Source organism: Methylobacterium sp. J-078 (assembly GCF_022829285.1).
Lineage (GTDB): Bacteria > Pseudomonadota > Alphaproteobacteria > Rhizobiales > Beijerinckiaceae > Methylobacterium.
In genome coordinates, this window is sequence record NZ_JAKSYI010000024.1 from 45,426 (window position 1) to 65,088 (window position 19,663).

The 19,663-nt window shown below is 68.4% G+C and carries 16 protein-coding genes, 2 pseudogenes and 1 riboswitch; of the genes and pseudogenes, 10 read left to right on the forward strand and 8 right to left on the reverse strand.

The genetic code is table 11. From position 1 onward, the window contains the following. Nucleotides 1–826: 826 nt before the first annotated feature. Nucleotides 827–2,123, forward strand: a pseudogene (locus MKK58_RS01365) (ATP-binding protein); the annotation flags it as partial. Between the two features lie 234 nt (nt 2,124–2,357). Here the strand turns inward: MKK58_RS01365 and MKK58_RS01370 are convergent. From MKK58_RS01370 to MKK58_RS01380, 3 genes are all read right to left on the reverse strand, one after another. Further along, nucleotides 2,358–3,284, reverse strand: coding sequence for an MBL fold metallo-hydrolase (locus MKK58_RS01370; protein ID WP_243910416.1), 927 nt, complete (start codon nt 3,282–3,284; stop codon nt 2,358–2,360). Between the two features lie 270 nt (nt 3,285–3,554). Then, nucleotides 3,555–4,208, reverse strand: a complete 654-nt coding sequence (locus MKK58_RS01375; protein ID WP_243910417.1) for a 2,3-bisphosphoglycerate-dependent phosphoglycerate mutase — start codon at nt 4,206–4,208, stop codon at nt 3,555–3,557. Between the two features lie 16 nt (nt 4,209–4,224). Continuing rightward, nucleotides 4,225–4,830, reverse strand: a complete 606-nt coding sequence (locus MKK58_RS01380; RefSeq protein WP_056145489.1) for a hypothetical protein — start codon at nt 4,828–4,830, stop codon at nt 4,225–4,227. A 123-nt stretch (nt 4,831–4,953) separates the two neighbouring features. After that, a riboswitch (Fluoride riboswitch) is annotated at nt 4,954–5,032 on the forward strand. Nucleotides 5,033–5,055: 23 nt separating this feature from the next. Here MKK58_RS01380 and MKK58_RS01385 point away from each other — a divergent pair. The 3 genes and pseudogenes from MKK58_RS01385 to MKK58_RS01395 form a co-directional block, all read left to right on the forward strand. Next, on the forward strand, nt 5,056–6,450 hold the full coding sequence (locus tag MKK58_RS01385; protein WP_243910418.1) for a voltage-gated chloride channel family protein: 1,395 nt from the start codon (nt 5,056–5,058) through the stop codon (nt 6,448–6,450). 10 nt (nt 6,451–6,460) lie between these two features. After that, entirely contained in the window at nt 6,461–6,862 is a 402-nt protein-coding gene (locus tag MKK58_RS01390) for a DUF190 domain-containing protein (protein ID WP_018042929.1), read from the forward strand. 136 nt (nt 6,863–6,998) lie between these two features. Next, nucleotides 6,999–7,637 (forward strand): annotated as a pseudogene (locus MKK58_RS01395) (Na+/H+ antiporter NhaA); the annotation flags it as partial. Nucleotides 7,638–7,817: 180 nt separating this feature from the next. Here MKK58_RS01395 and MKK58_RS01400 read toward each other — a convergent pair. Together MKK58_RS01400 and MKK58_RS01405 are read right to left on the reverse strand one after the other, a co-directional pair. Continuing rightward, complete coding sequence (locus MKK58_RS01400; RefSeq protein ID WP_238183366.1) at nt 7,818–8,261, reverse strand: hypothetical protein; 444 nt, start codon at nt 8,259–8,261, stop codon at nt 7,818–7,820. Between the two features lie 20 nt (nt 8,262–8,281). Then, nucleotides 8,282–8,926, reverse strand: a complete 645-nt coding sequence (locus tag MKK58_RS01405) for a TetR/AcrR family transcriptional regulator (protein WP_147764909.1) — start codon at nt 8,924–8,926, stop codon at nt 8,282–8,284. 230 nt (nt 8,927–9,156) lie between these two features. Here MKK58_RS01405 and MKK58_RS01410 point away from each other — a divergent pair, with 230 nt between their 5' ends. The 5 genes from MKK58_RS01410 to MKK58_RS01430 all read left to right on the forward strand — a co-directional run bounded on the left by MKK58_RS01410 (nt 9,157) and on the right by MKK58_RS01430 (nt 16,329). Next, nucleotides 9,157–10,215 (forward strand): efflux RND transporter periplasmic adaptor subunit, encoded by a 1,059-nt coding sequence (locus tag MKK58_RS01410; protein WP_243910419.1) that lies wholly within the window; start codon nt 9,157–9,159, stop codon nt 10,213–10,215. Then, complete coding sequence (locus MKK58_RS01415; protein WP_243910420.1) at nt 10,212–11,285, forward strand: efflux RND transporter periplasmic adaptor subunit; 1,074 nt, start codon at nt 10,212–10,214, stop codon at nt 11,283–11,285. Before MKK58_RS01410 ends, MKK58_RS01415 begins: the two co-directional genes overlap by 4 nt. Nucleotides 11,286–11,372: 87 nt before the next feature. Continuing rightward, a complete protein-coding gene (locus MKK58_RS01420) occupies nt 11,373–14,468 on the forward strand; it encodes an efflux RND transporter permease subunit (RefSeq protein WP_091928482.1) in 3,096 nt (1,031 codons plus the stop codon). A gap of 20 nt (nt 14,469–14,488) precedes the next feature. Beyond that, on the forward strand, nt 14,489–15,055 hold the full coding sequence (locus tag MKK58_RS01425; protein WP_279578176.1) for a TetR/AcrR family transcriptional regulator: 567 nt from the start codon (nt 14,489–14,491) through the stop codon (nt 15,053–15,055). Between the two features lie 56 nt (nt 15,056–15,111). Further along, on the forward strand, nt 15,112–16,329 hold the full coding sequence (locus tag MKK58_RS01430; RefSeq protein WP_018042921.1) for a patatin-like phospholipase family protein: 1,218 nt from the start codon (nt 15,112–15,114) through the stop codon (nt 16,327–16,329). 51 nt (nt 16,330–16,380) lie between these two features. On the opposite strand, the gene MKK58_RS01435 is transcribed toward MKK58_RS01430, so the two are convergent. Together MKK58_RS01435 and MKK58_RS01440 are read right to left on the reverse strand one after the other, a co-directional pair. Next, nucleotides 16,381–17,289, reverse strand: coding sequence for a VOC family protein (locus MKK58_RS01435; protein ID WP_243910421.1), 909 nt, complete (start codon nt 17,287–17,289; stop codon nt 16,381–16,383). 42 nt (nt 17,290–17,331) lie between these two features. Next, nucleotides 17,332–17,772, reverse strand: a complete 441-nt coding sequence (locus MKK58_RS01440) for a DoxX family protein (protein ID WP_238183370.1) — start codon at nt 17,770–17,772, stop codon at nt 17,332–17,334. Between the two features lie 101 nt (nt 17,773–17,873). Between MKK58_RS01440 and MKK58_RS01445 the strand changes: the two genes are divergently transcribed. Further along, nucleotides 17,874–18,800: a LysR family transcriptional regulator gene (locus MKK58_RS01445; RefSeq protein WP_056145478.1), complete on the forward strand. Its 927-nt coding sequence runs from the start codon at nt 17,874–17,876 to the stop codon at nt 18,798–18,800. On the opposite strand, the gene MKK58_RS01450 is transcribed toward MKK58_RS01445, so the two are convergent. Continuing rightward, nucleotides 18,710–19,618: a CsbD family protein gene (locus MKK58_RS01450; RefSeq protein ID WP_243910422.1), complete on the reverse strand. Its 909-nt coding sequence runs from the start codon at nt 19,616–19,618 to the stop codon at nt 18,710–18,712. The genes MKK58_RS01445 and MKK58_RS01450 overlap by 91 nt on opposite strands. Nucleotides 19,619–19,663 lie beyond the last annotated feature (45 nt).

The window sequence follows — 19,663 nt, forward strand, 5'->3', positions numbered from 1 at the left end:
CTTCTACGCCCAGATGCAGGAGATCACCCGCCTGCAGGGGATCAACATCAACCTCCGGCGTATCGACGGGACCGCCGCATTGACGACCCGAGCGCCGCTCGGAACCGCCGCACCTGCGCCCCTGGCCCTTGCGGAGATCGACGGAGAGGTTTTGCGAACGGGCGTCGCGGTGGTCAGCAACGTCTTCCTGACCTCGGTCTCGAAGCAGCCCGTCTTCCAGATCGTCGGCGCCCCTATCCGCATCGGCGAAACGCCGACCTATCTCCTCGCGGCGAGTCTCGACCTCGACCACCTCGTGGCAACGACGCGCCGAGAGGATCTCCCGTCCGGTTGGATCGGGTCGTTGGTGGATCGCAACGGAATCGTCGCAGTCCGCACCGAGCGGCAGGAGGACTTCGTCGGCAAGCTGACCTCGTCCGATTTCCGCACTCACACGGTCGACGACGCTGGACGGTATTACGGCCGCAACCGGGTCGGACAGGATGTCCTGGTTGGCTACGGCAAGTCGAAGCTGACGGGTTGGACCGCGGCGGTCGTGGTCGACAGGGAGCTTGCCGAGGCGCCGCTGCAACGTTCGATAATGATCCTCCTCGGGATGGGGCTCGTGCTCGGCTTGCCTGTCGTGGGCATCGCTTTCGGGGTCGGTCAACGGGTGGACCGTGCGATGCGTCGCCTCGGGGACGGCGCAGAGGCGATAGGCCAGGGGAGCCAAGTCGAGGCCATCGTGACCCCCATCCTGGAGGTGAACCGGATCGGGACGGCGCTTGCGACGGCGGCGCTTCAATTGCAGGCACGGACACGCGAGCGCGAGGTCGCCGAGCTCGCCTTGCGCGACCTCAACCTGGCGCTGGAAGACCGAGTCGCCGCGCGCACGCAGGAACTCGACGACGCGAACCGCGCGCTTATTGGCGAGATGCAGAGCCGAGAGACGGCCGAGGCCCAACTACGGCAGTTGCAGAAGATGGAGGCCGTCGGCCAGCTCACCGGCGGCATCGCGCACGACTTCAACAACATGCTCGCCATCGTGATCGGCAGCCTCAACCTGATCCGCAAACGCATGGCACGTGGCGAGAGCGACATCGAGCGCTTCATTGATGTCGCGACGGATGGTGCGAACCGCGCAGCCTCGCTCACGCAACGCCTGCTGGCTTTCTCGCGCCAACAGCCGCTCGCGCCGGAGCCCATCGATGCCAACAAGCTTGTATCCGGGGTCGGAGATCCTGCGCCGCACGCTCGGCGGGGGCATCGCGTTGGAGACCGTGCTTGCCGGCGGCTTATGGCGCACCCATGCCGATGTGAGCCAATTAGAGAATGCCATCCTTAACCTGGCGGTCAACGCGCGGGACGCCATGCCGGATACCGACACCGGAAGTGGCCGCCTGACCATCGAGACGGCCAACGCCCACCTCGACGAGGCGTATGCCAGGACCGTGGAGATCTCACCCGGTCAGTACGTCCTGGTGGCCGTGACCGACTCGGGAACCGGCATGTCGCCGGAGGTCCTGGCAAAGGTGTTCGACCCGTTCTTCACCACGAAGCCCGTGGGCAAAGGAACAGGGTTGGGCTTGTCACAGGTCTACGGTTTCGTGCGGCAATCGAAGGGACACGCACGGATCTATTCGGAGCCTGGGCAAGGCACGAGCGTGAAGCTCTACCTACCGCGCTTCTATGGCGAGGGCGAAGCTGCCGGATCCCCTCAGGATGTTCGGCTCACGGCTGTCCTGCCCGTCGGATGCCGACGCGAGATCGTCCTCGTGGTCGAGGATGAGGAGGCCCTGCGCCTGCTCAGTGTCGAGGCCTTGCGCGAACTCGGCTACAGCGTGCGCCACGCCGAGAGCGGTGTCGCCGCATTGCGTATCCTAGATTCCCAGCCCGACATCGCGTTGATGTTCACCGACATCGTCATGGCCGACATGAACGGGCGTCGACTGGCCGAGGAGGCGATCCGGCGGCGTCCGGAACTCAAGGTGCTCTACACGACGGGGTTCACGCGCAATGCCGTGGTGCATAATGGCGTGCTCGATCCCGGCACGCATTTTCTGCCGAAGCCCTTCACCCTGCAGCAGCTGGCGAGCAAGGTGCGCGGCGTACTTGATCATGGACCGAGACAGGTAGACGCGTGATCGATGCCGGCACGTACCGACCGGCATCGTTGTGGTCCCGCCACTGCAGGTTCGGCGGTCATTATCGAGGGGTTCGCTGCGGCGCCCCCCGCATCACGTTTGAGAAGTCCTTGCGGGGCGGTTCGTGGAACCGCCGCTTTCCGAGCCAAGCTCAGGGATGACGGCGGTTCGGTCGGCAACGCCGTAGGTTCTGCCCCGACGCTGCCGCTGATTTGGTCCCTGCTGGAGGCGTGGTCAGTAATCCCAGAACACCGGCACCCAACGGAAGGCGTCGCCATCGGCGGCGACCCGGCCGACGGACAGGAACGGCAGGTGCGTGGCCACTAACTGTTCCCTGGTCCCGGCTAATTCCCGGAGAAGACGGATCCGAACGCGGGCTGCCTCCTCGGGGTCGTGCTCGAAACCGTTGTGCCAGTTGGGCTGGTCGAAGCCTACCGGAAAGATGGCGTCGCCGGCGAACGTAAGCCGCTCTCCGCCGGATGTCAGGCGGACCACGCTGTGCCCGGGGGTGTGGCCTCCGGTGCGATGGACGACCACCCCCGGCGCGACCTCATGCGCATCCTCGAAGGTTCGCAGATAGCTGCTGTATGCCTCCGAGAACCGTCTGGCGGTGGATCGCAGGGCGTCCGGGAAACCTGTCGGCATCGAGGTGCGGGAGAAATCGGGTGCTTCCCAGAACGCGACCTCGGCGGCCGCCACGTGGATCCGCAGGTCGGGCCGCAACTGTTCCTTCACCCCGTCGATGAGGAGCCCGCCGATATGGTCCATGTGCATGTGCGTCAGCACCAGGTCGGTCACGGACGCCAGATCGATTCCGCCCGCTTCCAGACGTTTGACCAGCTGGCCGGCTCGCGGCAGATCCAGGTTCGGATCCAACCCGAGCCCGGCATCGATGAGGATGGTCTGCTCGCCGCTCCGCACCAGAACGGCATTCAGCGGCCAGTCGAATGCGTCCGGCGCTAGGAACATGTCGTCCAGCCATTCCGCCCGAAGCGCTGGGTCCGCATTGTGAGCGAGCATTGCCGTCGGAAGGGGCAAGACCCCATCGCTGACGACCAGCACGTCGATCTCGCCGATGCGCACCGCGTATCGTGACGGCACCAATTCCTCCGAACTTGGACGCGCTCGGTGAGGATCTCTCGTATCGGTTTGGCCGGTCATTGAAGTGTCCATGGTCGCCCCTTGATCGGGACGCGCGGACATCCGGCTCACTAGGATCCGGAAACGCGCGCCTTCACACAGGACGAGACCGGGTCCGCGAATGTGACATGTGTTGTCAGGGATCGAGGCCGGTGGATGACCGCTTCGGTCGAAACGCCCTCAAGGATACGGTCTTCCTTCCACACCTCTTGGCCGTGGCGCAGACGGGCGGGTCCCAACCCAATTTCGCCGCTCAAGGTAACGCGCGCTGGACCCGGAAGAAGTCGTCCGCTAGCCGATCAGCCAGCGCGAAACGATGGCCGTGTCGAGCCCGAACCCGTAGATCCGAATTGATCCGGTCGCGAATTTGAGAGATTCGATCGCGTTCGGCCCTAATCCTTCGAGGGCCATCACCAGGGTCCGCAACGAGTTGCCGTGGGCGACGACCAGCGTCGGACCCCGCATCGCCGCCGGCTGGATGAGCCTCAGGTAAAAGGGCACCACCCGGGCAACGGTGTCGCGGAGGCTCTCGCCCCCGGGCGGAGTACCCGCATAGGAGCGCCTCCAGCCCTCGATCCGTTCCAGCCCGAAACGCAGGGCGGCGGTCGCCTTGTCGAGCCCGCTCATGTCGCCGTAATCGCGCTCGTCCAGGGCTGCGGTGCGGTCGGGGACCAGCGCGGGCTGACCGAGGGCATCGAGCGCCAGGCGCGCGGTGTCGATGGCCCTCGACAGGGTCGAGGTGAATGCCGCGTCGAACCGGAAGCCCTCCCGTCCGAGGCGCGATCCGGCCGCCTCGGCTTCCCGTCGCCCCCTCTCGGTCAGGGGCGCGTCGATCATCCCCGTGAACAGGCCTTCGGCGTTCGCCCGGCTCTCGCCGTGCCTGACCAGAACCAGCTGTCGGATCGGTGGATGTTCGACCGAGGCGACCACGGAGGCTTGCGTCAATGTCTCGCTCGACCGCTTAGGATTGCATGATGGCAAGCGACGTGAAGTAGGCGCCGTAACCCAGCACCATGACGGCGGCGACACCGTCGAGGACGTAGGGCGTCACCTTCCGGTAGACCCCGGTCCCGCCAAGGACGAGCCCCGCTCCGACGACGACGGCCAGGCCGAGACCGACGCCGAGCGTTGCGGTCCCCGCGCCTTCGCGTAGCGCCACGCCGAGCCAGACCACGAGGATCTCCAACCCCTCGGCGACGAGGGCCCATGCCGCGACGCCGAGGCCCGCCGCGTTCAGGGGGCGGTTCCAGTGCCCATCCACCGACGCGGCCGCATCTCCCGCGCGCCGTTTCGAATACCCGTCGACGAACTCGTAGGCGAGGTAGAGGCCGAAGCCGAGAAGCAGGACCGCCGAGATCCAATCGATCACGTTCAGCGCCAGAAGGTAGGCCGCCGAGCGAAGGGCGACCGCGAGCGCGGCAACGGCGAGCGCGCCGACGACGGAGCCGGCAAGGATGCTCCGCCATCCGAACCGGTAGGCGCCGGTCAGCATCACCGAGGCGGCGATGAAGAGTTCGGTGAAGGTCACCTGGAAGGTGATCAGGGCACCGAGCCACGAGATGGTCATGAATGGGTCCCCGGGGTTGGCTCGCCCGCTCCTATCACCGCCGGCCGACCCGTTCGCGGATTTCGTGGCGCCCGACCTCCATCGATCCCCCGGGATTGACCGCCTTGAGGCAATCGCGAATAAGCCCAGCACGGTAATGGTGTCTGCCGGGCTTTGAGCCGAACCGCCGATCCCTGATGCGGCTGATGACTCCTACTTTTCGCGCTTTTGCGAACTGGAGGAGTTATGCGCGCGTCGTTCCGGAACCTTTTCCACGACCTCGATCTAGCCGGCTTCCTGCGGACACGCCGGTCGCACGCCATCTCGGTGGCGCGCTGGTCGGTCATCCTGCTGCCGATGGCCGTTGCCGTGGGCACCCTCTGCGCCGCCTTCCTGTGGAGCCTCGACGCGGCCACCGAGGCGCGCTTCGACCATCCCTGGCTGCTGTTCCTGCTTCCCGTCGGCGGTTTCGCCGTGGGCCTTCTCTATCTTCTGTTCGGGAAGAGCGTGGAGGCCGGCAACAACCTCATCGTCGAGGAGATTCACGATCCGGACGGCGGCGTGCCGCTCCGGATGGCGCCGCTGATCTTTCTCGGCACCATCGTCACGCACCTGTTCGGTGGGTCGGCCGGGCGCGAGGGCACTGCGGTGCAGATGGGCGGAAGCCTCGCCAGCGGCTTTGGCAAGCTCTTCGGGGTGGATGCGGCCGGGGTCCGGGTCCTCCTGATGGCGGGCATCGCCGCCGGCTTCGGTGCGGTCTTCGGCACCCCCATCGCCGGTGCGGTGTTCGCGCTGGAGGTGCTCGCGGTCGGTCGCGTCGAGTATGCCGCCCTGGTACCCTGCCTCCTCGCCGCGGTGGTCGGCGACTGGACCTGCCAAGCCTGGGGCATCCACCACGGATTCTACCACGTCGACTTCCTCGCCGGCGGCGCGAAGGCCCTGACCGTCGATCCACTGCTACTCGCCAAGGTCGCCGTCGCCGGCGTCGCGTTCGGCCTCGTCGGTTTGCTGTTCGCGGAGGCCAACCACCTCCTCGGCGGGTGGCTCAAGCGCTTGGTCCCGTACGGACCGCTTCGCCCGGTGATCGGCGGCCTGGCCGTGATCGGCCTCGTCTACGCCCTCGGGACGCGCGACTACCTCGGGCTCGGCGTCTCGGCGGCCGACCCCGGCGGGATGACCATCAACACCTTCTTCGGACCGGACATCCATCCCTGGAGCTGGGCCCTAAAGGTCCTCTTCACGGTCGTGACCCTCAGCGCCGGGTTCAAGGGCGGCGAGGTCACCCCCCTGTTCTTCATCGGGGCCGCGCTCGGCAACGCCCTGGCCGGATTGCTCGGCGCGCCGGTGGACCTGTTTGCGGCGCTGGGGTTCGTCGCGGTCTTCGCGGGCGCCGCCAACACGCCGCTCGCCTGCACGCTGATGGGCATCGAGCTCTTCGGCGCGACGCACGGGGTCTACCTCGCGGTGGCCTGCTTCCTCGCGTACCTCTGCTCGGGCCACAACGGCATCTACCTGTCGCAGCGCATCGCCGTCCCGAAGGCGGCGACAGGCCTCGCCGGCGGCGCGACCTTGCGCGAGGCGCGGTCGGGGCGCGCGCCGGCCGTCGGGCCCCGGCCCGCCCCCTCGTCCACCATCCACTGAAGGAGCCGACATGAACGCTTCGCATCGCGTCGTCGCGACCGAGACCGGCATGATCCGGATCTACATGAGGCCCCGGGACCGGGCGGGCACCGGTCGGACCGGATGGTTTTCCGGCGGCAGGCCGCTCTATCGGGAGCTCGTCGCCCAGGCCAAGGCGGAGGGCCTCATGAACGCCGTCGCCCACCAGTCCCACCACGGCTACAGCAACCATGGGCCGATCCAGGACGATGGGGCCGAGTCGCTCAACCCCGAGCTGACCATGTGCGTCGAGCTGATCGGTACCCGCGAGCAGCTCGAAGGCTTCTGCGGCCGGCACGGTGCCCAACTCGCGAACAAGGTCATCGTCTACAAGCACCTTGAGCACTGGAGCGTCAGCCATGTCGGCGTCGGCGCGGCGGGGCGGGCTGCCTGACCTGGACCGTCCCGGGCCGTTCCAGGCATCGGAGCGCCGGATAGGCCAACGGATGCGATAGCCGGCCATGGGTGCGCGGTCCGACCTTCGGACCGGCAGGCTTCAGCGCTGGTCGGGCCGCCAGCGCGGGAGACCTATGCCCATGCCGCTTCGCCCGATCTCCGCCCTGCGTAACGTCCTCCAGGGGGAGGCATCCGACGGCCTGATCCTGATGGCGAGCGCCGCCCTGGCGCTCGCCATCGCGAACTCCGGCTGGTCGGACGCCCACTTCCCAGTCCTCAAGACATACGTCGGCGGCCTCAGCGTCCTGCACTGGGTCAACGATGGTCTGATGGCGGCGTTCTTCCTGCTCGTCGGCCTGGAGATCAAGCGCGAGGTCCTCGACGGACGCCTGCGGACCTGGCCCGACCGTGTCCTTCCAGGCGTCGCGGCGCTTGGCGGCATGGTCGCCCCGGCCCTGATCTAGATCGCGGTGAACCGGCACTCGCCCGAGACCCTGCGCGGTTGGGCGATCCCGACCGCGACCGACATCGCCTTCGCCCTCGGGGTGCTGGCCCTGCTCGGGTCGCGCGTGCCCGTGTCACTCAAGATCTTCCTGACCGCGCTCGCCATCATCGACGACCTCGGGGCGATCCTCATCATCGCCGCCTTCTACACCGCGGACCTGTCGCTTCCGATGCTCGCCGGGGCGGCGGCCGTGTTCGCGGGCCTGTTCGGCATGAACAAGGCGGGGGTGAGCCGGCTGACGCCCTACCTCGTCCTCGGCGCCGTGCTGTCTTATCGTGCATCCGCCCCTGCTGCATCCGGACCATCAAGCATGGCTGCCAATAAATTATTGAATACCGAATTTACCGGAAAATAAGTGCCCTATCGATTATAAAACTCGGATGTGTATTTTTGTGACCGTTCCCTATCGGATCTATTGTGGTGCGTGCCACTGCGTTTCGGGGGCGTTCTAGATACGGAGAACTTCGAGTTCCCGTCTGCAGGTCTCGCCGAAGTCGGCGAGGGGGTCCGCGTCCTTCCCCTGTCTGATCCTGTCCTGGATCTCGGCGAAGGTCAGGTTCGGCGAGGCATAGATGTCGACCACCTGTGAAAGCAGCCGCTCGGCCGCCTCGATCACCGGGCGCGTCGACCTCAGGCGCATGCGGCCGATGAGGGCGAACATGCCGACGACCACCTCCGGGCCCTCTGGGTCGTGGGTGATCGCGTCGGCCAGACACTTCGACGCCTCGGCGATGAACTCGTCGTAGAGCGCCTCGCGCTTCCCCGCCTCCTGCGCCTGCCATTGCGCCTTGCGCGCGCCGTTCTGGGTCAGCCACGTCGTCACCAACGACGAGGCCGCGCCCACGAGGGAGCCGGCCAGGCCGGTGGCGGCCGTAAGGACCGCGATTTCCATGACGTCCTCCTGATCGAATCTCAGCGACCTTCGCCTGCGCGACCCACGACGAGGGTCCGTTCAAGCATGTCGAGGTGGGCGTCGAAGTAGGCGGCCATATCCATGGGGTAGGCATCCCCGAACTGCGTGCGCCAGATCGAGGCGGACACGGCCGCTGCCATCATCAGGTTCGGGAACTCGCTAGCGGCGACAGGCCGGAATTCGCCGCGTTCCACACCGTAGGCGAGGACGGCGGCCAACCGGGCGTTCACCGGCCCGATGACCTCGTCGTGCCACCGCACAGCCAGTTCCGGAAAGCGCGTCCCGTCGGCTAGCAGCAGCCGGAGCAACTCCCGGCCGCGTCGGTCATGGACCAGGGCGTCGTAGACGAACCGGAAGTAGGCCCGGAGGATCTCCATCGCCGGGCCCTTCGGATTGGTCGCCAAGCTGGCGAGTAGGTCGAGGGTGGGCTGCACCATTTCCTTGAAGGTGGCGACGAAAAGATCCTCCTTGCTCGGGAAGTAGAGGTAGACCGTGCCCTTCGTGATCCCGGCGCGAAGGGCCACGTCGTCGACCCGCGTCCCAGCGAAGCCCTTGAGGGCGAACTCCTCGAACGCCGCCTCCAGGATCTCGCCCGGTCGCGCTTCCTTGCGCCTCTGCCTCGGTCCCACCGCCGCCTTGCTCATCTCATTCCCTGTTGACTGACTGGTTAGTTATTAGTAGATCATGGGCATCCCGGCAAGCGCGTCGCCTTCATGGCCGCGTGGCCGTACGGGACAACCCCTTCGCCCCATCCAGGGGCACCGGAATGGCCGTCGCCCCCCGGGAGCGACGGCCGAGAAGGAGCGGCTGCTTCGCCCCCTCGCAGCCGCTCCTTCGCCCCCCCGTCCACGCGGGTGATACGGAGCCCGATCCCATGATGACCCGCCTGACCCTTCTTTCGGTGGCGCTGCTCGTCGCAAGTGATGCGGTTGCGACCGAGGCGGTCTCTGTGAACACGGTCACCGCGGTCCGCGCCCCGGTCTCGGAGGACGTGGTGCTGAGCGGGGACATCCAGGCGAAGTATCTGTCCAACGTCTCCTTCCGCGTGACCGGCAAGATCTCGGAGCGCCTGGCCGAGGTCGGGGACCATGTCCGGGCCGACCAGGTCATCGCGAGGCTGGAGACGCAGGAGCAACAGGTCAACGTCGACACCGCCCAGGCCGCTCTCAACTCCGCCGAGGCGCTCCTTATACAGGCCAAGGTGAACTTCGAGCGCCAGCAGACCCTGATGAAGAGCGGCTACACCACCCGCACCACCTACGACGGGGCGGAGCAGCAGCTTCGAACGACGCAGGCGTCGGTCGATTCGGCCCGGGCGGCCCTCGGTACGGCCAAGGAGCAGTTCACCTACACCGAGCTTCGGACCGGCGTGGCCGGCATCATCACAGCCCGCAGCGCGGAGGCAGGCCAGGTGGTCTCCTCTGGCCAGACCGTGTTCACGCTGGCGCAGGACGGAAGCCGCGACGCCGTCTTCACGGTCCCGACCATCCTGCTGGAGCCGCCCCCCGAGAGCCGGAAGGTCGACGTCTCGCTCCAGGCCGACCCGCGCGTGACCACAGTCGGGACCGTGCGGGAGATCTCCCCCACCGTCGACACGAACTCCGGCGGCGTCCGCGTGAAGATCGGTCTCGACGCGGTGCCGGCCGGGATGTCGCTGGGGGCGGTGGTGCTCGGACGTGCCCGCCTGCGCCCGCGGGATGCGGTGACGCTGCCGTGGAGCGCGCTCTTCCGATGGAAGGACGCGTCGGCGGTGTGGGTCCTCGACCCGGGAACGGGGAGCGTGTCGCCCAAGCCCGTCGAGATCGACCGCTACGAAGGCTCGGGCATCGTCCTCGCCGGTGGCGTCGAGCCCGGCGAGGAGGTCGTCACCGCCGGCATCCAGTTCCTGTCACCGGGCCGAAAGGTCACCGTCGCCGGAAAGGGCACGCCGTGAGACGCCTCGTCCTCCCCATCGCCGCCCTCGTCGCCCTTTCGGGCTGCAAGGAGCAGAAGGCCGAGGCCCCGCCGCCGGTCCGCCCGGTCCTGACGACGACCGTGGCACTGGAGGAAGCCCGGACCTTCGGCCCCTTCGCGGGCACGGTCCAGCCTCGCTACGAGAGCCAACTCGGCTTCCGGATCGGCGGTCGCATCGTCGCCCGCGACGTCTTCGTCGGCGACCAAGTCGCCAAGGGCACGCGGCTTGCCGCCCTTGATCCCACCGTGCAGCAGTTCGCCCTGGTGCGGGCCCGCGCCGACGTGGCCGATGCCCAGGCGCAAGTGAAGAACGCCTCGGCCGCCGAGGGGCGGCAACGCATCCTGTTCGAGAACAACAGCGCCGTGACGCAGGCCCAGCTCGACGGGGCGGTGGCCAATCGCGACACCGCCGACGCCCGGCTGGCCCAGGCCAAGGCCGCCCTGCAGAAGGCCACGGACGAGCTCGGCTACGCCACGCTCACCGCGGGCTTCGACGGCGTCGTCACGGCGTGGAGCGCCGAGGTCGGGCAGGTGGTCCCGCCGGGGCAGGTGGTGGTCACGATGGCGCGTCCCGACGTGCGCGAGGCCGTGGTCGACATCCCGGACGATCTGATCGGCGAAATGCCGAAGGACATCGAGTTCACGGTCAGGCTCCAGGAGGTTCCCGAGGTCACCGCCAGGGCCCGCGTGCGCGAGATCGGTCCCCTGGCCGAAGCCTCGACCCGGACGCGACGCGTGCGCATGTCCCTGATCGATCCGCCCGATGGTTTCCGCCTCGGCAATACCGTCACGGTCGCGTTCGAGCGCCCGGTCTCCCCGCGCTTCCCCGTGCCGTCGACGGCCCTCGTCGAGGACGACGGCCATGCCGCGGTCTGGGTCGTCGCCCCGGATGGCAGGACCATCAACCGCCGCGAGGTCACGATCCTGGAACGCGAGGAGGGTCGCGCCTTCGTCGGCACCGGTCTCAAGGCCGGCGAGAAGGTCGCCGTCGCCGGCGTCCACGGCTTCGCCGAGGGCCAGGCGGTCCGGCTTCCCGAGACCGGCCTCTAGGCCCGATCCGCCTCGCCCTTCCCCTTCAATCGCCCTTTCCGTTCACCCGCGGGTCCCGGACCTGTCGCGCCTCGCGAGGATGCGCCGATGAAATCCTTCAACATCTCGGAATGGGCGCTGTCCCACCGGTCCTTCATCTGGTTCCTCATGGCCATCGCCCTGTTGGCCGGGGCCATGGCCTACACCAAGCTCGGGCGCGAGGAGGACCCGGCCTTCGCGATCAAGACCATGGTCGTCCAGGCCCGCTGGCCGGGCGCCACCATCGACGAGACGCTCCAACAGGTCACCGAGCGCATCGAGAAGGAGGTCAAGCAGATCAACGCGGTCGATTACACGAAGAGCTACACGACCCCGGGCCAGACCACGGTGTTCGTGAACCTTCGCGAGACCACGCCCCCCAAGACCATCCCGTGGCTGTTCTACCAGGTGCGCAAGCGCCTCGGCGACATCCAGGGCACGTTCCCGCAGGGCGTCCAGCCGCTGGGCTACAACGACGAGTTCGGCGACGTGTTCGGCAACATCTACGCCTTCACGTCGGACGGCCTCTCGATGCGTCAGCTCCGCGACTACGTCGAGCAGGTGCGCACCGGCGTCCTGGCCGTGGAGAACGTCGGCAAGACCCAGGTCCTGGGCGCGCGCGACGAGGTGATCTACCTCGACTTCTCGGTGCGCAAGCTCGCCGCGCTCGGCATCGACATGCAGAGCGTCATCAACACCCTCCAGGCCCAGAACGCCGTCCAGCCCTCGGGCGTGATCCAGGCCGGTCCCGAGCAGATCAGCGTACGCGTCGGCGGGCAGTTCACGGACGAGAACAGCCTGAGGGCCATCAACCTTCGGATCAACGACCGCTTCTTCCGGCTTTCGGACGTGGCCGAGATCTCCCGCGGCTTCACCGATCCGCCCGAGGCGCTGTTCCGCTACGACGGACAGCCCGCCATCGGGCTCGCCGTCGCCATGCAGGCCAGCGCCAACCTCCTGCATTTCGGCGAGGCGTTGAAGGAGAAGATGCGGGAGCTCGAAGCCGACCTGCCCGCCGGGGTCGGCATCCATCTCGTCTCCGACCAGCCCAAGATCGTGGAGGAGGCCGTGGGCGGCTTCGTCCAGGCCCTGATCGAGGCGGTGGTGATCGTGCTGGCGGTGAGCTTCATCAGCCTGGGATGGCGCGCCGGCCTCGTCGTCTCGCTCTCCATCCCGCTGGTCCTGGCCATCACCTTCGTGATCATGGACGCCATGGGGGTGACGCTCCAGCGCATCTCGCTCGGCGCCCTCATCATCGCGCTCGGCCTCCTCGTCGACGACGCCATGATCTCCGTCGAGATGATGGTCGCGCGCCTGGAGGTCGGCGACAGCCTGCAGAAGGCCGCCGTCTTCGCCTACACCTCCACCGCCTTCCCGATGCTGACGGGCACGCTCGTGACCGTAGCCGGCTTCATCCCCATCGGCTTCAACGGCTCGTCGGCGGGCGAGTACACCTACTCGCTCTTCGTCGTCATCGCGGTCTCGCTCCTCGTCTCATGGGTGGTGGCCGTGGCGTTCACCCCCCTGATCGGGGTCAAGATCCTGCCGAAGACGATCAAGGGCCACCACGACAAGCCGAGCCGTACGCTCTCTGCCTTCCGCGCCCTGCTCCTGCCCGCCATGCGCCATCGCTGGCTGACCGTGACGGTCTGCGTCGCGCTGCTCGGGGCCTCCGTCTACGGCCTCGGCTTCGTGCAGCAGCAGTTCTTCCCGTCCTCGGATCGGCCCGAGGTCCTCGTCGACATGACGTTGCCGCAGAGTGCCAGCATCGGCGAGACGCAGGCCCAGATGGACCGCTTCGAGAGCGTGCTGAAGGGCGATCCCGAGATCCGGCACTGGACCTCCTACGTCGGACAGGGCGCCGTCCGCTTCTACCTTCCGCTGGACCAGCAACTCGCCAACGCCTTCTTCGGCCAGATCGTCATCGAGACGGCCTCCCTGGAAGCGCGCGGCCGCACCATCGCGCGCCTGAGCGAGGTCGCGAAGCGGGACTTCGTCGGCACCGACGTCTTCGTGCATCCGCTGGACATCGGGCCGCCGGTCGGACGCCCGATCCAGTACCGGATCGGCGGCCCCGACCTGCAGGTGGTGCGCCAGTCGGCGATGACGCTGTCGAACATCATCGCCGCGAATGCCAGCCTGTCCGTCCCGACCCTCGACTGGAACGAGCCCGGCAAGGTGCTCAAGGTCGAGATCCTGCAGGACAAGGCGCGCCAGCTCGGCATCACCTCGAAGGACATCGCCACCATCCTCAACGGGGTCGTGGGCGGCGGCAGCATCACCCAGGTCCGGGACTCGATCTATCTCGTGAACGTGGTCAGCCGCGCCCAGGCCGCCGAGCGGCACTCCATCGACACCCTGAAGAGCCTCCAGGTCCCGCTCCCCAACGGCAGCACCGTCTCCCTGCTGGCCTTCGCCAAGATCCGCTACGACCTGGAGCAACCCATCGTCTGGCGGCGCGACCGGCTCCCCACCATCACCGTCAAGGCCACCATCAAGGACGCCACGCAGGCGGCCACGGTCGTGGCCGCCCTGAAGCCCGAGATCGAGGCGTTCCGGAAGACGCTTCCCGCGGGCTACGTCCTCGCGACGGGTGGCGAGGTCGAGGAGAGCGGGAAGGGTGCCGGTCCCATCGCGGCCGTGGCGCCCGTGATGCTCCTCGCCATGGCCTTCTTCCTCATGGTGCAGCTGCAGAGCATCCAGAAGCTCTTCCTGGTGGTCAGCGTCGCGCCCCTCGGCCTCATCGGCGTCGTGGCGGCCCTCCTGCCCTCGGGGGCGCCGCTCGGCTTCGTCGCGATCCTCGGCGTGCTGGCCCTCATCGGCATCATCATCCGCAACTCGGTGATCATGGTCGCCCAGATCGAGGATTACGAGGCCACGGGCATGCCGAGGTGGGACGCGGTGGTCGAGGCGACCTGCCATCGCATGCGGCCCATCCTCCTCACAGCCGCCGCCGCCAGCCTCGCGATGATCCCCATCGCCCGCGAGATCTTCTGGGGGCCGATGGCCTATGCCATGATCGGCGGCATCATCGCCGGCACCTTCCTGACCCTGTTCTTCCTGCCCGCCCTGTATGTCGGCTGGTACCGGATCAAGCCCGGTCGGGGCGAAGGAAAGGCGGCGACCGCCGCGGACCCGCATGGCCACAGTCAGGTGCCGGCGTGATCCTCGCGGCCCACGATCCGATGGGATCGGCCACGCCGCCGGCATCGCCGATCCGCGGCCGGAGGGGCTCTGACCGCAAGGAGCGGCTCCTCCGGGCCGCTTGCCGCGTGCTCCTGCGCCATGGCGTCCAGGCGCTGACGTTGGAGGCCGTCGCGCGGGAGGCGCGCACCAGCAAGGGCGGGCTCCTCCATCACTTCCCCAGCAAGGCGAGGCTGCGGGCCTCGTTGCTCGACGACCAGATCGACCGGCTCCAGCGGGACCTGCTCCGTCTCGTGGCGGCCGATCCCGACCCGCGCGGGCGTCGTCTGAGGGCCTACGTCCAGGCCCTCGTCGCGCCGGACCCTGCCTGCGACCGGTCCCTCATCCTGGCGGCGCTGCTGTCCGACCCGGAGGCGCTCCACAAGTGGCAGGGCTTCTCCGACGCATGGCTGGGCCCGGACCTGAACGGCATCGACCCGGGCCGTGCCGACGCCGTGCGGGCTCTCGTCGAGGGCTCCTGGCTCGCCCTCGCCCTCGGGCTGGGACCGGCCGACCCGGCCAGGCGGGCCGCGGCCCTGAAGGACCTTCTGCGCCTCGCCCAAGCCTGAGCCGGCCGAGCGCGCGCGTGACCGACCCTCGGTCGAGGGCAAGCGAGAGGCTTACGATGAAGACCATGCCATTCGCAGGCCGGATACGGGCCGTCCTCGCGGCGTCCGCCCTGTCGAGCCTCGGGGCCTGCGCCTCGCTTCCGCGGACGCCCTACACCGCGAGCGAATCCGCTGCGGCCGAAGTGGCGGGGATTCCCGGCGCCCGGATCTTCGCCGACGTCCCCCTGGATCGGTACGCCACCTTCATGGGGACCCGGCCGCCGCGTTCGAGGCTGTTCACATACCTGGCGCTGTCGGGCGGCGGCGGCGACGGCGCTTACGGGGCCGGGGTTCTCAACGGCTGGTCGGCGGCGGGAACGCGGCCTGAGTTCTCCCTCGTCTCGGGCGTCAGCACCGGGGCGCTGATCGCGCCGTTCGCCTTCCTGGGCGCGGCCTACGACCCGGTCCTCACCGAGATCTATACGAGCGGCGTCGCGTCCTCGCTCGTCGCCAATCCCAGCCTCGCCAACGTGGTCTTCGGATCGGGGTTGTTCGGGGACCAGCGCCTTCGCGACCTCGTCGGGCGATACGTCACCACCGACCTGCTGGCGGCGGTGGCAAGCGAGCACGCGAAGGGTCGACGGCTCCTGGTCATGACCACGAACCTCGACGCCAAGCGGGCCATGGTCTGGAACATGGGCACCATCGCCGCGAGCGGCGCCCCGAACGCCGCCGCCCTGTTCCGTGACGTGCTCACGGCGTCGGCCAGCGTGCCGGCGGTGTTCCGGCCGCAGCTTCTCGACGTGCAGGCCGAGGGACGCGTCCACCAGGAACTCCACGTCGACGGCGCCGTGGTCGCGCCGGTCTTCATCCTGCCCCAGGCGGCGCTCGTCGGTGACAGGATCCGTGGCGCCCCGGGGAAGGCCGACTTCTACGTGCTCATGAACGGGCGGATCGATCCCGAGTTCGAGATCGTGCGGGCCGAGACCCTTCCCATCGTCCAGCAGACCCTCGCCACCGGGGCGCAGGCACGTAGCTCGGCGAGCCTGGCGGCGGCCTACGCCTTTGCTGCGAGCCACCGGGCAGGGTTCCACCTCGCCTACATCGACGGGGCCGCTCCCAGGCCGACGACGGTGAACGGCTTCGAGGTCTCGTACATGCGAAGCCTCTACTTGGCCGGCTTCGGGAAGGCGCGATCCGGGACCGCCTGGCGCAGCACGGTTCCGCTGACCGCGCCCGGCGACGTTGCAAGCTCGGTCGGAGCGCCTCGGCGAGGCCCGGGATCCGAGTTCTGAAGGGGCCGATGTTCGGATTGCATCGTTCCGCGATGATTCGCGGTCGATGCCTCACAAAGGGTTCGCCTGACCCAACGCGCTCCTCACGCGAACCGATGTGTTCCAGGGATCACGGAGGATGAGGTCGCCGCCGTCCTCTCGGGTGTCCTCTCGGATGGACCGCACGGTCGCTCGAAGCGCCGTGAGGCAGGCCGCGTCGCGCATGAGGATCTCGAAGCCCGCGAGACCTGCACTGCCTGGCTTGCGCGGTCCGGCCCCGGCGCTTCTCCAGATGTTGGCCGCGAGCTGATGATGGTACCCGCCCATGCCGTAGAAGCGTGCGCTCGGCACCAGTTCGTTGGCCTGGAAACCGAGGAGCGTCGCGTAGAACCGATCCGCCAGGGCGAGGTCGCCGACCTGGAGGTGGACATGCTCGATGCAGCCGTCTGACGGCATCCCGGACCATGGACGGTACTTGGCCCGCATCAGCTCTCGAAGGTCGAGCCGCTCGCTGCCCATCCGGACGAGGTCGTCGATGACCGTCCAGGTTTCGCTCGGCCGGTCCGCATAGACCTCGACGCCGTTCCCCTCCGGATCGCGGAGGTACAAGGCCTCGCTCACGCGATGGTCCGATGCGCCTTCGAGGACGACCCCGCGCCGCATCGCGTGATCCAACCATGCCCCGAGCTGCCTCCGCGACGGCAGCAGGAAGGCGGTATGGAAAAGGCCGGCCGAACCCGGTGCCGGCGCATCGGCGTCCGGCTCGTGCGTCAGGGACAGAAGGGCCGGGCCACCGGCGCCGAGGTGGAGCGTCGGCCCCTCGCGGCCCATCGGGGCGAGGCCGATGGTCTCCTCGTAGAAGCGACGGGTTCGGTCGAGGTCGCGGACGACGAGGTCGACGCGCCCGATCCGACCGGGTGCCTTGTCGAGGAGACTGGGTGATCCTTGGTCGTGGTCGGCGGTCTGGTCGGTCAGGGACATGGCATACGGCCCGGGTTGGTTGTCGTAGGGGTCGTTCGAGGATCACGAGCGCGGTGCGATTGGCGCCCTGGTGGCGCGGCCCCACAGGACGAAGGCCGAGAGGGTCAGAAGCACGAGGTTGAGCGGCAGCACCGGGATCTCGCCACGCGAGACGTGGAAGGCCATCGCCAGGAGTTGCAGCACCACGCAGCAGAGCGCGGTGACGACCGTCAGGCGAGGCAGGATGCGGGTCGCGGCCGGAAGGATGATCCCGAGCCCGCCCGCGATGTCGACGATGCCGATCAGGCGGACGAACGCCTCGGGGAACTGCCCGGTCCAGGGCATCATCGCGGACAGGTCGGGAATCGGCGTCGTCAGCTTGGTCAAGCCCGCGAGGACGAACACGAGCGCCACCAAGCCCTGGGCGATCCAGAGACCGATGCGGAGGGCCTTGCCGGAAGACCGGTCCGAGGGCCGCAGGGCGGGAGAAAGGGTCTGGGACATCGTCGAGGGCTCCGGTTTGGGTGTTGAGCGACCCACAACGTGCTAGGTCTCGATCATCGATGAAACCGGGATTGTCTCGATGATCCCCATCGGATCTGACGATGATGATGGATGCCCTCACGCTCGACCAGTTCCATGTGTTCGTGGCGGTGGTGGAGGCCGGCAGCTTCTCGGAGGCTGGGCGCAGGCTCAACCGGGCCCAATCCGCCATCACCTACGCGATCCAGAAGCTTGAGGAGCAGGTCGAGACCGAGCTCTTCGACCGGACCGTCTACAGGCCCACCTTGAGCCCCTCGGGTCTGGCGCTGCTGCCCCAGGCGCGCCGCATCCTCGACGATGTCGGCCGGTTCCGTATCCAGGCCCGGGAGATCAAGCGGGGGTTGGAGACGGGCCTGCACCTCAGCCTCGGCGCCCTCGTGCCGGTGGGGCTACTCGCGCCGGCCTTCGCCGCCTTCGCCGACGCCTATCCGAGCGTCCGGCTCCGCATCGGCATCCAGCCGTTCTCGTTGGACGTGCGGGACGGCGCGGGATCGAGGGAGCCCGCGGACATCCACGTCGTGTTCGGCATGCTGCTTCCGGACACGATGGTGAAGCGGGTAATCGGGGCGATCACGCTCATCGACGTGGCCGCGCCGTCCCACCCGTTGGCGGCCCTGGCCGGCCCGCTGGGTGCCGAGACGTTGCGCGACCACCTCCAGATCGTGCTGACGGAAGGCACGAAAGCGCCCGCCGACCAGGAGATCGGCGTCGCGGCGGCCAACACCTGGCGGGTGACGGATTTGGCGGCCAAGCACGCCCTGCTGCTGGCCGGCATCGGGTGGGGCAGGCTCCCCGATGCGCTCGTGGCGGATGACCTTGCCGCGGGCCGCCTCGTGCACCTCCCCACGGAGGACTGGAACGACAACGGGGCGCTCCGCCGCATCACGCTGGTCGCGGCCTATCGGCGGGACGAGCCCCTCGGCCCGGCGGGCCGCTGGCTTCTTGCGAGGCTGGGCGGCGGCGAGGACGCGCAGCCGCCCGTGTCCTGAAGGCCGGGGCGGCTGCGCGTATGACCAGGGCGACCGTTCGTCCCGGAGTTCGGGGACCCAGCGTGGGCGTCAGTGACGCCGGTGGACGAGCAGCGAGAGGCCGTCGCCGAGAAGACCGGCGACGAGCAGCCCGTTGACCGGGTGCTCGGAGTTTCGATGCGCCGCCTCGCGTCGTGCAGGTGGCGGCCGCCGGTGCGATAGGCGTCCTCGGCATGGGCGCGGGCCTCCCGGGCGACGTGGCGTGCCGTTCGTTCCGCATCATGGAAATGCGCTTCGGCTGCATCCCTAGCCAGGTGCAAGCGATGCTCGACCTCGTCCCGGTCGGCGAGATGTCCGACGGCGTCCCGGACTCGGGCGCCGGCGTGGCGAGCGGCATCCTCGACCTGGTCCGCGACGTCGCGCACGGCATCCCGTGCCCGGCCGTAGAGGTTCTCGGCGGCTCCCTCGGCCTCGTGAAGACGTCCCTCCGCCGAATGGCGGTGCGAACCTGTGAGGTCGCCGACGGCGCCCTGTACCTTGCCGCCGAGTTCCTTGGCGGCGCCCGTGATGCGATGCGTATCGACTATGTTGTCGTTCCTTCTTGGGTTGGAGAGGGGTGGTGTTCTTGGCCCGGCGCTCCTCAGGTGACGAGGTACCGGACCATGATCTCGCTCGCCGCCCGCGGGCCGTAGTCCACCGGGTCCTCGTCGGGATGCGGCGGGACCAGGTCCGTGGGGTCGAGGCCTTCGAGGACTTGACCGAGTTCGCCGACCGTGAGGCCGAAGCCGAGCGCCTCGCGGACGGCTTGGCGGGCGTGCGTCCCGAGCCGCGAGGTGCACCGTGAGGAATAGGGAGGCCGCAGGGTCGGGACGCTAGGCGTTGTC

What these genes read in the sequence shown, in the direction of transcription:
- MKK58_RS01385 (WP_243910418.1), top strand. Translation starts at nt 5,056, where the DNA reads ATGCGCGCGTCGTTCCGGAACCTTTTCCACGACCTCGATCTAGCCGGC.
- MKK58_RS01435 (WP_243910421.1), bottom strand. Translation starts at nt 17,289, where the DNA reads ATGTCCCTGACCGACCAGACCGCCGACCACGACCAAGGATCACCCAGT.
- MKK58_RS01370 (WP_243910416.1), bottom strand. Translation starts at nt 3,284, where the DNA reads ATGACCGGCCAAACCGATACGAGAGATCCTCACCGAGCGCGTCCAAGT.
- MKK58_RS01425 (WP_279578176.1), top strand. Translation starts at nt 14,489, where the DNA reads ATGGGATCGGCCACGCCGCCGGCATCGCCGATCCGCGGCCGGAGGGGC.
- MKK58_RS01410 (WP_243910419.1), top strand. Translation starts at nt 9,157, where the DNA reads ATGATGACCCGCCTGACCCTTCTTTCGGTGGCGCTGCTCGTCGCAAGT.
- MKK58_RS01380 (WP_056145489.1), bottom strand. Translation starts at nt 4,830, where the DNA reads ATGACCATCTCGTGGCTCGGTGCCCTGATCACCTTCCAGGTGACCTTC.
- MKK58_RS01405 (WP_147764909.1), bottom strand. Translation starts at nt 8,926, where the DNA reads ATGAGCAAGGCGGCGGTGGGACCGAGGCAGAGGCGCAAGGAAGCGCGA.
- MKK58_RS01445 (WP_056145478.1), top strand. Translation starts at nt 17,874, where the DNA reads ATGATGATGGATGCCCTCACGCTCGACCAGTTCCATGTGTTCGTGGCG.
- MKK58_RS01400 (WP_238183366.1), bottom strand. Translation starts at nt 8,261, where the DNA reads ATGGAAATCGCGGTCCTTACGGCCGCCACCGGCCTGGCCGGCTCCCTC.
- MKK58_RS01430 (WP_018042921.1), top strand. Translation starts at nt 15,112, where the DNA reads ATGAAGACCATGCCATTCGCAGGCCGGATACGGGCCGTCCTCGCGGCG.
- MKK58_RS01420 (WP_091928482.1), top strand. Translation starts at nt 11,373, where the DNA reads ATGAAATCCTTCAACATCTCGGAATGGGCGCTGTCCCACCGGTCCTTC.
- MKK58_RS01390 (WP_018042929.1), top strand. Translation starts at nt 6,461, where the DNA reads ATGAACGCTTCGCATCGCGTCGTCGCGACCGAGACCGGCATGATCCGG.
- MKK58_RS01440 (WP_238183370.1), bottom strand. Translation starts at nt 17,772, where the DNA reads ATGTCCCAGACCCTTTCTCCCGCCCTGCGGCCCTCGGACCGGTCTTCC.